The organism is Acetobacter sp. UBA5411 (genome assembly GCF_002409645.1).
Classification (GTDB): domain Bacteria; phylum Pseudomonadota; class Alphaproteobacteria; order Acetobacterales; family Acetobacteraceae; genus Acetobacter.
In genome coordinates this window covers 32,531-45,558 of sequence record NZ_DHNR01000009.1, presented here as the reverse complement: position 1 = coordinate 45,558, position 13,028 = coordinate 32,531, and the positions used below count along the sequence as shown (strand labels likewise).

At 57.7% G+C, this 13,028-nt stretch carries 14 protein-coding genes; 9 read left to right on the top strand and 5 right to left on the bottom strand.

The features are described 5' to 3' along the window. The first annotated feature begins 437 nt into the window (after positions 1 to 437). Both secD and secF read left to right on the top strand, forming a co-directional pair. A complete protein-coding gene (gene secD, locus B3759_RS03230) occupies positions 438 to 1,994 on the top strand; it encodes a protein translocase subunit SecD (RefSeq protein ID WP_010667747.1) in 1,557 nt (518 codons plus the stop codon). 10 nt (positions 1,995 to 2,004) lie between these two features. Continuing rightward, positions 2,005 to 2,946: a protein translocase subunit SecF gene (gene secF, locus B3759_RS03225; RefSeq protein WP_010667746.1), complete on the top strand. Its 942-nt coding sequence runs from the start codon at positions 2,005 to 2,007 to the stop codon at positions 2,944 to 2,946. Positions 2,947 to 2,994: 48 nt separating this feature from the next. Here secF and B3759_RS03220 read toward each other — a convergent pair whose 3' ends face one another. Then, positions 2,995 to 3,405, bottom strand: a complete 411-nt coding sequence (locus tag B3759_RS03220; RefSeq protein WP_291363576.1) for a hypothetical protein — start codon at positions 3,403 to 3,405, stop codon at positions 2,995 to 2,997. A gap of 109 nt (positions 3,406 to 3,514) precedes the next feature. Continuing rightward, complete coding sequence (locus tag B3759_RS03215; RefSeq protein WP_291363574.1) at positions 3,515 to 3,715, bottom strand: DUF2905 domain-containing protein; 201 nt, start codon at positions 3,713 to 3,715, stop codon at positions 3,515 to 3,517. Positions 3,716 to 3,944: 229 nt separating this feature from the next. On the opposite strand from B3759_RS03215, the gene B3759_RS03210 reads away from it, so the two are divergent. The 6 genes from B3759_RS03210 (at position 3,945) to B3759_RS03185 (ending at position 9,621) form a co-directional block, all read left to right on the top strand. Then, the gene (locus B3759_RS03210; RefSeq protein ID WP_291363572.1) at positions 3,945 to 4,649 is read left to right on the top strand and encodes a (d)CMP kinase; all 705 of its coding nucleotides are present in this window, start codon (positions 3,945 to 3,947) and stop codon (positions 4,647 to 4,649) included. A 32-nt stretch (positions 4,650 to 4,681) separates the two neighbouring features. After that, a complete protein-coding gene (locus tag B3759_RS03205; RefSeq protein WP_291363570.1) occupies positions 4,682 to 5,755 on the top strand; it encodes a cation diffusion facilitator family transporter in 1,074 nt (357 codons plus the stop codon). Next, positions 5,748 to 6,680 carry a cation diffusion facilitator family transporter gene (locus B3759_RS03200; protein ID WP_291363568.1) on the top strand — a complete coding sequence of 311 codons (933 nt, stop codon included), beginning with the start codon at positions 5,748 to 5,750 and terminating at the stop codon, positions 6,678 to 6,680. Before B3759_RS03205 ends, B3759_RS03200 begins: the two co-directional genes overlap by 8 nt. A 148-nt stretch (positions 6,681 to 6,828) precedes the next feature. Continuing rightward, complete coding sequence (locus tag B3759_RS03195; protein WP_291363566.1) at positions 6,829 to 8,199, top strand: chloride channel protein; 1,371 nt, start codon at positions 6,829 to 6,831, stop codon at positions 8,197 to 8,199. 109 nt (positions 8,200 to 8,308) lie between these two features. Further along, positions 8,309 to 8,899: a cupin gene (locus tag B3759_RS03190; protein WP_291363564.1), complete on the top strand. Its 591-nt coding sequence runs from the start codon at positions 8,309 to 8,311 to the stop codon at positions 8,897 to 8,899. After that, on the top strand, positions 8,896 to 9,621 hold the full coding sequence (locus B3759_RS03185; RefSeq protein WP_291363562.1) for an NADPH-dependent F420 reductase: 726 nt from the start codon (positions 8,896 to 8,898) through the stop codon (positions 9,619 to 9,621). The genes B3759_RS03190 and B3759_RS03185 overlap by 4 nt, the downstream gene beginning before the upstream one ends. A 22-nt stretch (positions 9,622 to 9,643) precedes the next feature. Here B3759_RS03185 and panS read toward each other — a convergent pair whose 3' ends face one another. Both panS and B3759_RS03175 read right to left on the bottom strand, forming a co-directional pair. Continuing rightward, entirely contained in the window at positions 9,644 to 10,564 is a 921-nt protein-coding gene (gene panS / locus B3759_RS03180; protein ID WP_291363561.1) for a ketopantoate/pantoate/pantothenate transporter PanS, read from the bottom strand. Between the two features lie 96 nt (positions 10,565 to 10,660). After that, entirely contained in the window at positions 10,661 to 12,022 is a 1,362-nt protein-coding gene (locus B3759_RS03175) for a carbohydrate porin (protein WP_291363559.1), read from the bottom strand. Between B3759_RS03175 and B3759_RS03170 the strand changes: the two genes are divergently transcribed. Beyond that, entirely contained in the window at positions 12,011 to 12,430 is a 420-nt protein-coding gene (locus tag B3759_RS03170) for a secondary thiamine-phosphate synthase enzyme YjbQ (RefSeq protein ID WP_291363557.1), read from the top strand. The two genes, B3759_RS03175 and B3759_RS03170, sit on opposite strands and share 12 nt — an antisense overlap. 8 nt (positions 12,431 to 12,438) lie before the next feature. Here B3759_RS03170 and B3759_RS03165 read toward each other — a convergent pair whose 3' ends face one another. After that, the gene (locus B3759_RS03165) at positions 12,439 to 12,954 is read right to left on the bottom strand and encodes a hypothetical protein (protein ID WP_291363556.1); all 516 of its coding nucleotides are present in this window, start codon (positions 12,952 to 12,954) and stop codon (positions 12,439 to 12,441) included. Positions 12,955 to 13,028 lie beyond the last annotated feature (74 nt).

The window sequence follows — 13,028 nt, the reverse complement described above, 5'->3', positions numbered from 1 at the left end:
GCATAAAAATATAATGTTTTAAAATCATACAGTTAAAATTATTCTATAAGTTTCCGCTTCAGGAAATGAGAGCTACTTTTCCTAGGCCATATATTGGTTGGTTGATCCTATGGCATCGTAGTCTGATCCATCATGATCGAGATTTTCGGCGGCGTGGACTTATTTACAAAGCACACAAGATGAAACAAACAACCATATGAAATTAAAATATAAAATTATTATTTTTTAGAGCAGAGCAGTCCTTTCCCCCTTGCATCCCCCAAAAACAATGAACCAGCCTGTGCGGGAAAGCCTTGTCAGCGGTTGCATTCATTTCCGATGCCTTGCATCTTCCGCCCGCTTTTCTAAAGACGTACCGGACGAAGCAAGAATGGGGCAGTTGCCTTCGCAGAAGCTCCCTGTTTCGGACAAGACGGAGAACGGTCGCCTACGCAATGATGTATTACAGCCGGATCAAACTGCTCTCCGTGGCCGCGGTGTGCCTGCTTGGCGCTCTGCTCTGCGTGCCCAACTTTGTCCGCAAACCTGCGGCGTCCATCCCTTGGCCAGAGATTCATCTCGGGCTTGATCTTCGGGGAGGCTCATATCTTCTCCTACAGGTCGATCTTTCATCCCTGACGCATGATCGGCTGCAAAGCCTGTCGGACTCACTCAGGCAGTCTCTGATCAGCGCCAACCTTGGATATCGCAACATTGCGATCAATCCGGACAAGGCCGAAATCACCTTTCAGCCCCGCGATCCTTCGGAGAAGGACCGGGATCTGAAAGTGCTGGAAGATCTGCCTCGCACGGTTTCCAACGAATTCTCAGTCACCACCCGCCCTGACGACACCATTGCCATAACGCTGGACAGCGGCGCCATGCGGGTCCGGACACATGATGCCGTCTCTCAGGCCATCGAAATCGTCCGACGCCGTATCGACGCCACCGGCGCTGTTGATCCCCAGATCACGCGGCAGGGTGAAGACCGTATCGTCGTCGAGCTTCCGGGCATCAGCGACCCTGAGCGCGTAAAGGCTCTTCTCGGCACCACAGCCAAGATGACGTTCCGACTTGTCGATGAACTTCCGCCGGGCACGCTGATCGCCCCTCCCGGCGACACACTGCTGCCATTGTCCGATCATCCGGACAGCACGCTCGCGGTGCATAATCATGTCGATGTTGATGGCGTGAACCTCACCAACGCCGGTGCTACGACGGACGAACAGACAGGAGGCTGGGCTGTCAGCTTTTCGCTGGATTCAGTCGGCACCCGCGCCTTTGGTGACGTGACGCAGGCCAACGTCGGACGTCGCTTTGCGATCGTTCTGGATAACAAGATTATTGAAGCGCCAGTGATCCGCACGGCCATCACCGGTGGCAGTGGCATCATCACCGGTAATTTCGATGCCCATCAGGCGACAGATTTGGCCCTGCTGCTGCGCGCTGGAGCCCTGCCCGTCCCGCTGACAGTCGTGGAAGAACGCTCGATCGGTCCATCGCTGGGCGCTGACTCCATCCGGGCCGGAGCGCTCAGCCTGCTGGTCGGCTTTGTGCTGGTGATCATCTTCATGGCGCTGTTTTATGGCCGCTTCGGCTGGTATGCGAACGTCGCCCTGTTCGCCAACCTTGTGCTGATGCTGGCCATTCTGTCGCTGTTCGGGGCGACACTGACGCTTCCCGGCATGGCCGGAATGCTGCTGACCCTCGGTATGGCGGTAGACGCCAACATCCTGATCATCGAGCGTATCCGTGAAGAACTGAAACGTGGTCGCACACCACTGGCCGCCATGCAGGCCGGTTTCGAACGCGCCACAGCCACAGTTCTGGACAGTAACGCCACAGCCTTTCTGGCGCACGTCATGCTGTTCGTGTTTGGAACCGGTCCCGTGCGCGGCTTTGCTCTCACGATCACGATCGGCATCGCCACGACGCTGTTCTCCACCCTTCTTCTCTCTCGGATGCTGATGGTGCGCTGGTATGCCCTCACCCGTCCGTCCACTCTTCCGGTCTGAGAGGCGCATCATGTTCGGACGTCCCCTCCTGCGCTTTGTCCGCAAGGATACGCATATCAACTTCATGCGTGGCCGGTTTGTCGGACTGGCAACCTCCGCCGTGCTGTCGCTGGCTTCGGTCATCCTGTTCTTCCATCCCGGCCTGACGCTTGGTCTCGATTTCCGGGGCGGCATCGTTGTGGAAGCCAAGACGAATGGCCCGGCGGATTTCGGCAAAATCCGGACCGCACTGACGGCGCACAATCTCAAGACTGACGGTGTGCAGGCCTTTGGTGGTCCCGATGACGTACTGATCCGGCTGGGTGCGAACGAGCAGACGAACACTAATGCGGTTGTCGATGAAGTCCGCCACGCCATCACCGAGGCGCAGCCGGGTGCGACCATCGTGCGGGCCGATGCGGTCGGCGCGTCCGTGTCCGCCGAACTGTTCCGCAACGGTCTGCTGGCGCTCGGCATCAGCCTGCTGATGATTCTCGCCTATATCTGGTTCCGCTTTGAGTGGGAGTTCGCTCTCTCAGCGGTCGTGACGCTGGTGCTCGATCTGACCAAGACTGTCGGTTTCCTCGTGCTGACCCACTTCGAGTTCGACCTTGTGATGGTCGCTGCGATCCTGACTATTCTGGGCTACTCCACCAACGACAAGGTGGTGGTCTATGACCGTATCCGTGAGAACCTGCGGCGCTATCGCACCATGCCGCTACGGGAACTGCTTGATCTTTCCATCAACGAAACCCTGAGCCGCACGCTGGGCACATCCACCACGGTCTTTCTGGCAGCCCTGCCACTGGCTTTCTTCGGCGGCGCAAGTCTGTCCGGATTTGCATGGGTGATGCTGTTCGGCATCGTGGTCGGCACATCGTCCTCGATCTTCATCGCCGCGCCACTACTGCTTCTTCTGGGTGAAAAGCGTCTGCGCAAGGACACGCGTCCTGCGGTGAAACAGGAAATCTGAGAGAATATTGCAGTATCAGTGAGAAAAACCTTTTCTCACTGATACGCTTCACGGCCCTCCGGCGGCCGATTTTGTGTCGGATGACGGAGAGGTCGGCGCACCATCTACCGGCGTCGTCGTTGCGATCAACTGCTCGATCGCCTTGTTAGCCGCCCGCATGTTGCTCTCACTCGGCAACGATTCTTCCCGTGCAACGGCCAGTAACGCCTCATGATCCAGTACGATGATTTCAGTGAGCCTGCGGGGTGTTATCCCACCTGACATCACGGCTCCACGCGCCATGCCATGCGCCATCATGTAGCTATACACCAATGTATGAGGCGTCGGTTTGGTGCTGACGACCGGCGATGCCTGACAGGCCGCCAGAGCGCCACACAAGGCGAGAGCCCGCCAGCGAAAGCGCCACGGCCAAACTTTTGTCACGCAGGTAGTCGCGCTTTTTGCATCTTCACTGCTCATCGTGACAGGCCATGATCGCTGGCGATCATCATATTGTCTTCCCAACCTGAAAATCGGTCTCTTGTCTGCCTGTTTATCCCTATCAGCCCTTCCTCGCTCCGACCAGAGATCAGCGCCTTACAAGCCAGAGGATGAAGGACAGCAGAACACTCAGAACAAGTCCGGTTGCGAGCGGCATATACAGGGTAAAATTTTGACGTCTGATCAGAATATCACCCGGCAGTCGTCCAATCGGCAGTTTGTGGAGATAAGGCCACAACACTCCGACCAGAACAATCGCCAGACCAACGGTTATCAGTGTACGTCCCACACGCCTCTCCCTGTCTGCACCTCATGTGGTCTCTGACATCGTAGTTTCAATTGAACGACGCTCTTCTGAGCTGATCGCTCAAAAATTCTGATTTCAACGTGGCAGCAGCGAAAAAGCCTCGATATAAACGCACCACGAAGGCGGCTCGCCGTTTCACAGGCAGATTGACGCCAGAGTCCTGTCCGCGTATCGCGCCACAAAGCAGCACCAGATCAAAGGATGTTTCTCCATGACAAGACCGGTGACAGGATCGGCGCCCATCATTGCTGTGGATGGTCCGGCAGCGGCCGGAAAAGGCACCCTTTCCAAGCGTCTGGCTGAAGCTCTGGGGTTGCCACATCTCGATACCGGCCTGCTGTATCGGGCCGTGGCGCGACTGATGATCAATGCCGGGCTTGATCCCGCTTCAACGTCCGGAGAAAGTATCGCACGCGGTCTGTCGCTGGCTGACCTGAAACGCACTGATCTTCGCACACCGGATGTCGATGCAGCTGCCTCCCTTGTTGCACGCGACAATGCCGTTCGTCAGGCTCTTGTCGACATGCAGCGCCTGTTTGCGCGCAAGAATGGTGCCGTGCTCGATGGCCGCGATATTGGCACGGTCATTTTTCCGGATGCCGATGTAAAGCTCTTCATCACCGCCAGCCCATATGCCCGCGCTGTCCGACGCTACATCCAGAACGGCGGCACTGATGACGCGTCTGACCGGGACCAGCGTGTACGCACCGTTGAAATCGCGCTCATTGAGCGAGACCACGCCGACAGCACCCGCGCCTCAGCCCCTTTGCGTATGGCGGAGGACGCTATCAAGATCGAGACGGACACGCTGACTGCCGACGAAGTTCTGGCGCAATCTCTGCGTATTGTGCGTGATGTACTGAAGGCAAAAAATGTGAGCCTTCCGTCCGAGAGCATGAAGGATCTCTGCTCCTGACCCCGCCAGAGAAAAACGGGGGCGATGCTTCCATGCACGGCTCAGAGTGTTCGCACGACACCCACGACCATGATCACAGCCATGATGATCACACGGATCACGACCATTCAGCGCATGCTCACGATCATCATGGGAGCAGTTGCAGCGGGCATGATCATGGACACGACCACGCACACGATGATCATCACGACCATGATCACGGTCTTTTCGGCCACCATCATCATGCGCCTGATACGTTCGGTGGGATTTTCGCCATCAGCATGGTGCTCAACAGCGCCTATCTGGTGATTGAAGCCATATGGGGTGTTCTCTCACACTCCCTCGCGCTGCTGGCCGATGCCGGACACAACTTGTCCGACATTCTCGCGCTGGGAGCCGCCTGGCTGGCCCACAGCCTTGCGAGAAAAAGCCCGACGGCGCGCTATACCTATGGGCTGCGTCGCTCCTCCATTCTTGCAGCGCTTTCCAATGCCGTGATCCTGCTTCTGGTCACCGGCGGCATCGCATGGGAAGCCGTTCTGCGGCTGCTTTATCCCACGGAAACCGTTTCCGGCTGGACTGTCATGGTCGTGGCGGCTCTCGGTATTCTCGTGAATGGCGGCACAGCGCTTCTGCTCATGAAGGGGCAGAAGAACGACCTCAATATTCGCGGGGCTTTCCTGCATATGGCGACCGATGCGCTGGCGTCGCTGGCCGTGGTCATAACTGGCGGGCTGGTCCTGCTGACGGGGCTGCAATGGCTTGATCCGGCCATCAGTCTGCTCATTTCAGCGCTGATTGTCCTGACAACGTGGTCGTTGCTGCGGGATTCGCTCGATATGGCGCTCGATGCGGTCCCCAAGGGGATCGACATGAACGAAATTGATGAGTTCTTCCGCGCCCTTCCCGGTGTCACCGACCTGCACGACCTGCATGTCTGGGCGATGAGCACCACGGAAACAGCCCTGACAGCGCATCTGGTCCGGACGACCGATGACGGAAATGATCAGAGAATTCTGGACTCTGCCAATGAAATGCTGCGCACACGCTTTGGCATCATCCATACGACCATCCAGATTGAAACCGAAGCGTGTAACGTCAACTGCGTAGGGGCAGACCGTGTCTGAATCGGAAGGGCAGACGATCGAGCGGCGCAAGAACCTGATTGCGTGGGTCAGTCTCGGCGTCAGTCTTGTCGCTCTCGGACTGAAATATGCCGCATGGTCGGTGTCAGGCAGCATCGCCCTGAAATCTGATGCTCTTGAAACCGTCATCAATGTCGCTGCCGCAATCGGTGGACTGTGGGCGATTCATCTCGCGGAAAGACCCGCGGACGACAATCACACCTACGGACATTACAAGGCGGAGTATCTCTCAGCGATCATCGAGAGCGCCATGGTGCTGGTGACCGCACTCCTGATCGCCCGTGAATCATACGAAGGTTTTGTCCACCCCCAGAATGTTGGCGCTCCGTGGTTCGGGCTAGCTCTGAATGGCGTAGCCACCGCCGTCAATCTGGCATGGGGTCTGACCATGCTCCGCATCGGTCGGCGTATCCGCTCTCCTGCACTGGTCGCCGGTGGTCAGCACGTGCTTTCCGATGTCTGGACCGGGTTTGGTCTGGTGGCGGGGCTTGCCCTGATCCCGCTCACCGGATGGCACTGGCTCGATCCGGCCATTGCGGCGCTCATCGCCGTCAACGTCCTTCGAGTGGGCTGGGAGATGCTGCGTCAATCCGTCTCTGGCCTGATGGATGAGGCCCCTGACTCAGCGACGCTGGCCAAGCTCAACGAGGTCATCGCGGAAAAAGCCATCGGCGCTCTTGAGGCGCATGACATCCGCATCCGCGAAGTCGGAGCAATCACCTTCATCGAGTTTCATCTGGTGGTCCCGGGCACCATGACGGTCGCTGTCGTGCACGATATCTGCGACCGCATCGAAGCAGGTCTCCGCAATGAGCTTGGACGCTGCGTGATCAACATTCACGTCGAACCGGAACACAAGGCCAAGAACAGCGGTATTGTCCTCGCACACGCCACAAGGTGTTATTAAAATCTCACACCGGCTTGCCGGAATGGAACCATTGGGTGGGTTTGCGCTTGGAATAGGCAGGCGTCGGGCGTAAGCCCTGACGAAGACCTTTTACTGTGTAGAGTCGAACCCGGACTTCTGCCGCAAGACATGAGTTGACTAATACACGATGGCTTCCCACTCCGGCCGCATCCGACATTTCCGCGATACAGCCCGCATCACTACGGCTGAATGGCGACGGAAACTGATATTCTGGGGTGGCTCGATTATCGTCGGGCTAGCAGCCATCACTTTTGCGACGCTTGCTGATCAGGCCGCGCATCTGCGCAATCTCATCATCTCCTATAGTCCCTGGCTGATGCTGATCGTCACACCCGGCGGGCTGGCACTATCTATATGGCTGACACGCACCTTTTTCCGCGGCGCACAGGGCTCCGGCATTCCGCAGGCAATCGCCTGTATGCATCTTTCCGACCAGAAGCTTGTGGATCGTATTCTCTCGCTGAGGATCGCTGCGGCCAAGGTCGGGCTGACCTGTCTTGGGCTTGTGGCAGGCGCGTCTATCGGCCGTGAAGGACCGACCGTACAGATCGGTGCCGCCATCATGAACGCCGTAGGGCGGTATCTCAATATGGGAGAGCTCGTATCACGCCGTGCACTCGTACTGACGGGTGGCGCTGCCGGTGTGGCCGCCGCTTTCAATACGCCGCTGGCCGGTATCGTGTTCGGGATTGAGGAACTCGCCCACTCCTTCGAACAGCGAACCAGCGGTGTGGTTCTTGCGGGTGTGGTGCTGGCCGGTGTCACGGCAATCGCACTGATGGGCAACTATAGCTACTTCGGACACACGGATTCCGTTGTGCCGCTTGGTGTAAGCTGGCTGGCAGTGATCGCCTGCGGGCTCCTTGGAGGCGTAACCGGCGGCTCTTTTTCCGCCATTCTGATTCGCGCTTCCAAGGGTTTGCCGGGTCGAGCCGGACGTTTTGTGGCTGAGCGTCCAATTGCCTTCGCAGCCCTGTGCGGCTTTGTGCTGGCGCTCATCGGACTGGCGTCCGGCGGCATGACTTACGGCACCGGCTATTCACAGGCCCGCTCGATCATCCACGGCGAAGAGCATTATCCTGCCTCCTATTTCGTGCTGAAATTCATCGCCACCATCGTATCCTACTGCTCCGGCATTCCTGGTGGACTGTTCGCGCCTTCCCTGTCCGTGGGCGCGGGCATGGGCGGCTGGGTCGCCCAGTTCCTGCCGCATACGACGCCCGGTGCAGTGGTTCTCCTCGGCACAGTGGCGTATTTCTCTGCAGTCGTGCAGGCTCCACTGACAGCGACCGTGATCGTCATGGAAATGTGCGACAATCAGCAGGTGACGCTTGCCCTGCTCGCCAGCTCGTTTCTGGCTTTCGGTGTTTCCAAGATGATCTGCAAACAGCCGCTTTACGGTGCTCTGGCGGAACGCTTCCTGCGCAATATCGATCCGAAAAGCGTTCCCATCACTCCCCGCCCGCACGAAACGCCCGGCGAAGTCAAACAGGGCTAAGCCCGCAGTCAGTCTCAGCCCGCTCCCGCCTGACAATATTATTTGATTTGGTGGCCATGAACTGAGCGCGTCATGTTGGCGTTCCGGATTCAGAGCGGGAGTGACCGACATGGAACGGCGTGTCTTCAATTCCATTCTGGCGGGAATGGGCCTTTCCTTGGGGAAAGGCGGTGTGCGGTCAGCGGCAGCCGCCACACCTGTCAGAACCGAAAGTTTTCTGCTTCAGAAAAATGACTGGGTTCCGAACAACCAGAAACTGCCGGTCGTTCTCTATCGCAATGCCCTTTCCATCGACGGGCCAGACCCTGCCGCAAACTTTGAAAATCTTTTCGAGCAGAACGGTTGGCCACCCCAATGGCGGAATGGGGTCTATTCCTTTCACCACTATCATACAGAAGGGCATGAAGTGCTCGGTTTTGCAGGTGGCTCGGCGCACCTGATGCTTGGTGGTCCCAATGGACGACAGGTCGAAGTCCGTGCTGGCGATATTGCTCTGCTGCCAGCAGGAACCGGGCACATGAAACTGTCTTCGGATGATGATTTTCTTGTGGTCGGCGCGTATCCCCCCGAACAAAGCTTCGACATTGTCCGGCAGGCACCTACGCCCGAACAGCTAAGCCGCCTGACCACCCTGCCCTTTCCTCAGTCGGATCCCGTTTTCGGTCTCAAAAATCCGGATAGTGGAGAGAGAAACGGATGATGCCGATCATGAAAAGACGTCACGTTCTTCTGGCTGGCCTGACAGTGGTTTCCGGTCTTACCACGACCGGAAAGCATGTCCGTGCAGCAGATGCTCTCCCGACAATCGGCATTATTGGAGCAGGCCATGTCGCCAGCACGCTTGGTGGTTTGTGGATCAAAGCTGGTTATCGGGTGATGTTTTCAGCTCAGAATATGCGCAACGCCAAAGAACTGGCCGCCAGCCTTGGACCGAACGCCTCCGCAGGCACGCCCGAAGAGGCCGCCCAATTTGGAATGGTCGTGCTGCTTGCTGTCCCCTATCGCGCCATTCCGGACATCGGACAAAAACTGACGCCTCTGCTTCAAGGCAAGACCGTTCTGGACGCCACCAATTTCTATCCGTTCCGTGACGGTTCTATCGCTTCCATTGCTGACAAGGACGGTGCCGGACTGACCACGCAGCGCTATTTCCCCGGCGCGCATATCGTGCGTGGTTTCAACTCTATCGACATGAGTGTTCTGGCATCCGAGGCAGGCAGAACGCCTCCCCGGCTGGCCATCCCAATAGCTGGAGATGACGTGGCTTCGGTTCAGCGTGTGGAAGATCTTGTAAAAGCGGCCGGTTTTGATCCGGTTGTGACAGGCCCACTCTCATCATCCATGCTTTTTCAGCCCGGTCATCCCGGATTTGAAATGCAGACGGATGTAGCGGGCCTGAAATCAGGGCTTGGCCTGCGCTAAAACGGCGTTAGTCACGACTTTTTCAGTTATTTTCCGCTCTTTTTCTGGCCGGATGCGCATTCCAGTAGCCCGCCAGAATGGAGCCGGAAATATTGTGCCAGATTGAAAAGATCACTCCCGGCAAGGCCGCGAGAGGTGCGAAGTAAAGCCGTCCCAGCGTCGCCGCGAGGCCGGAATTCTGCATTCCAACCTCAATGGCCAGTGTCCGGCAAACCGCCTCATCAAACCCCAGCAGACGCCCGCCCCAGTAGCCACCGAGCAAACCGGTCGCATTGTGGAGAATGACACCGACCAGCACGAGCGGACCAACCGCTGCCAGCGACGGTTTCACGCTGGCGACAATGCTTGCAATGATAAGTAGGATCGACAGCATGGCCACAACTGGCAGAGCTGGTTCAATCTGTCGAACCGTCTTGTGAAAGAACGTGTTGATCGCCAGTCCGCCGACAAGCGGAAGCGCCACGATCATCAGCAGGCTGCGAAACAGCCCCCAGCTGTCAACGGCCACATCGGCAGACAGATACAGGCGGGTGAGCAGCGGCGTTGCGACAATCCCGACCAGCGTCGAGACCATGCTGATACTGACTGACAACGCCACATCGCCACCTGCCAGATAGATGATGACGTTGGACGCCGTACCGCTGGCGACGCAGCCGACCAGAACCATGCCGGTTTTCAGATCTTCCGGCATGGACAGCATTGTCGCGATCAGCCACGCGGCCAACGGCATCACGAGGTAATGCAGCCCGATCCCGGCAATAACCGCCTTGGGCTTGCGCGCAATGCGGAGAAAGTCACCGGGCGTAAGCGTTACGCCCATCGTGACCATGATGAACGCCAGCAGAGACGTAACGGCCCAGACATACGATGTAAAAACTGTCGGCCAGACAAGCGCCGCGCCAGAAAACAGCACGGCCCAGACAGGAAAGAGGCGCGTGATCATGCCGTTCCTTGCGCATTATCGAGATCAGGGACCGCCTTGTGCCACATCACGTCCGTCTCTGCACAGCACGGGAAAACATTGCCGCGGTTTCGATGATCAGAAAGACGCATCCATGTGCAGACCGAAGATCAGCGCGGACTTAACTTTCTTGCCGTCGTCATAAGCTCCGCCGCTGGGATTGATGAGTCCCTGCACATCCGGCTGCACCACAAGCCACGGCAGAACCTGAGCAGCGTAGGTCAGTTCCAGATGGTATTCATTACCGTGATGCCGCTCCGAGCCATCCGGACGCTGAAGCATCAGGTAATGGCTGGGAGCCGCGTAACCAAAGCCAATCCCGACATTGTCACCGGAGCGATGAAAAGGACCATCGAGAACGAGGCCCGCATCCAGCGAAGAGGAAATCTGGTTGCGGTCGGCCAGCCCCGTATATTCCCACCGCACGAACCCGCGCAGTTCGCCCGCTCCTCTATTCTTCAGGAGCGTATGGTCCATAACCATATAGACTTCCCAGTTGCCACGGCGACTGACATCCTGATTGGCCTGCAACGGGAAGCGCCCGGTATCGACATAGAAGCCGGCCTTGTATGTCCCCGACTTCCCATCGTGATTGACGTTATGCGCAACTTCACCGATCACGAACGTACCGGTTTTGAAATTGAAATGTGTGCCGCCCGGATCCTGATTCTGGTTCCATGGATCGGTATTGTTGATGAAAGACTTTGCCCCGGTGCCGTTATCATCCGCCACGGCGAGCTGGGCCTGCCACCCTTTCGAGAAAGCGTACCGCAGACGGACTGCCGGCGTGGCGACGGGAGAAGCCGGTCCCTGTCCGTAGAGGTTGTTACTCGGCAGCATCGGCCAGCCAAACGACGCATTCAGGAAAGTCTGCGCCGTCGTGCTGACCATGAAGTCTTGGCTCAGGTCGAGCTTGCCGATCCGCGTGTCGATATGTCCGCCTGCACTGGTCCAGTTGTAGGCCAGTTCATACAGCCGCAGGTTAGGGTCCGCCTCGCTGGATGATGTCTGATTGAACGCATACAAGGGATAGTTACTGAAAGGCTTTCCTCTGAGATCAAGAGCGCTGACCTCGAATTTGCCCCAGGCTCCGTCGCGTTCGCTGCTACCACCCAGTCTTGCAAGATCCAGCACGACATCCACATCCGTCAGACCGACATAGTGCTGGGAGGGCAAGGCCCCGCCTGTCGGAATGGACCAGAGTTCCTCGACATCCTCGATGCTGACATCGACACCGGCTTTCTGCCATTGTTTCTTCAGACCGCTCCAGCCACCGGGGTCAGCAAGCCAGTCCAGACTTTCCGCCGCACGGGCCGTTTCGGTGGTCAGAAGGAAAGCCGTTCCGACAAGCAACCCACAGACCCGCCAACGGGGTGGACAGGTCTTTCTGACCTTCACCATCCGACCGGCCTGACAGGGAGACAGACCATGAAACAGCATACCCATCGCCTGACGTTCAGAACGCAGGGCAAGGGGCTTGTTCCCATTACCCGGCCCGTTCTGGACTGGGTGCGCGAGACAGGCGTGTTCACAGGACTACTGACGCTCTGGTGTCCGCATACATCCTGCTCTCTGACCGTACAGGAAAATGCGGATTCCACGGTGCGCGCCGATATCGCCACGTTTTTCGAAACGCTCGTTCCGGAAGAAAACGGCCGGTACCGACATTCCACGGAAGGAGCTGACGACATGCCCGCCCATCTGCGGACAATGCTGACGCAATCCGGCCTCAGCATCCCGGTCATTGATTCCGAGCCAGCTCTTGGTATCTGGCAGGGCCTTTACCTTTTCGAGCATCGTCGCGCGCCGCACCAAAGGGAAGTTGTGCTGCATCTTTTCGGAACCTGATCCGTCTGTCAGGCACCAGCCTTGGTCCCTCCGCCCGTCGGGGGTTCCGGCTCGTTCACGGAAATAACCGCATCATTGGAAATGGAAACCAGATCAGTCGGTCTTTCGCTATTCTGTGTTTCCTGCTGGGCAATGTTCGCCGTCATCGTGCGCAGACGAGTGACCTCTTCACGCACATCGCTGAGGATCTCGATAAGAGCCGCATGATCTTCTGCAGCCCGCTGATCATTGCCGCGCGCAAGAATGGCGCTGCCCACCATCAGGGCCGGAAGCGCCACGAGCTGTATGGAATTGCTGACATAGAGCAGCCCTCCCTGCCATTCCGGCTTGAAAACCGGCAGCAGGGAAAACAACATGAAGGCATAGACGCACCAGATGCTGCCGAAAATGATGGTCATCCGGATCGCCAGACGATCATTGAACTTGTCGAGCCAGCTTGGCGTAACGGGAGCGGAATCGTCACGGTGCCGGTCCTTGTAGAACCAGCTCAGAGGATGCCAGATATGGCGACTTTTCATGATCATCCCGTCCCGTCTTGTCTATAAGCGCCAGCTCTCCGACGCAGAGGCGTAACCTTGCGGTAAGCCTCCCCGTGGAG

Bases quoted from the DNA above. Each gene is read 5' to 3' on its own strand.
- secD (WP_010667747.1), top strand. From the start codon at position 438: ATGTATTACAGCCGGATCAAACTGCTCTCCGTGGCCGCGGTGTGCCTG.
- secF (WP_010667746.1), top strand. From the start codon at position 2,005: ATGTTCGGACGTCCCCTCCTGCGCTTTGTCCGCAAGGATACGCATATC.
- B3759_RS03220 (WP_291363576.1), bottom strand. From the start codon at position 3,405: ATGAGCAGTGAAGATGCAAAAAGCGCGACTACCTGCGTGACAAAAGTT.
- B3759_RS03210 (WP_291363572.1), top strand. From the start codon at position 3,945: ATGACAAGACCGGTGACAGGATCGGCGCCCATCATTGCTGTGGATGGT.
- B3759_RS03205 (WP_291363570.1), top strand. From the start codon at position 4,682: ATGCACGGCTCAGAGTGTTCGCACGACACCCACGACCATGATCACAGC.
- B3759_RS03195 (WP_291363566.1), top strand. From the start codon at position 6,829: ATGGCTTCCCACTCCGGCCGCATCCGACATTTCCGCGATACAGCCCGC.
- B3759_RS03190 (WP_291363564.1), top strand. From the start codon at position 8,309: ATGGAACGGCGTGTCTTCAATTCCATTCTGGCGGGAATGGGCCTTTCC.
- B3759_RS03185 (WP_291363562.1), top strand. From the start codon at position 8,896: ATGATGCCGATCATGAAAAGACGTCACGTTCTTCTGGCTGGCCTGACA.
- panS (WP_291363561.1), bottom strand. From the start codon at position 10,564: ATGATCACGCGCCTCTTTCCTGTCTGGGCCGTGCTGTTTTCTGGCGCG.
- B3759_RS03170 (WP_291363557.1), top strand. From the start codon at position 12,011: ATGAAACAGCATACCCATCGCCTGACGTTCAGAACGCAGGGCAAGGGG.
- B3759_RS03175 (WP_291363559.1), bottom strand. From the start codon at position 12,022: ATGCTGTTTCATGGTCTGTCTCCCTGTCAGGCCGGTCGGATGGTGAAG.
- B3759_RS03165 (WP_291363556.1), bottom strand. From the start codon at position 12,954: ATGATCATGAAAAGTCGCCATATCTGGCATCCTCTGAGCTGGTTCTAC.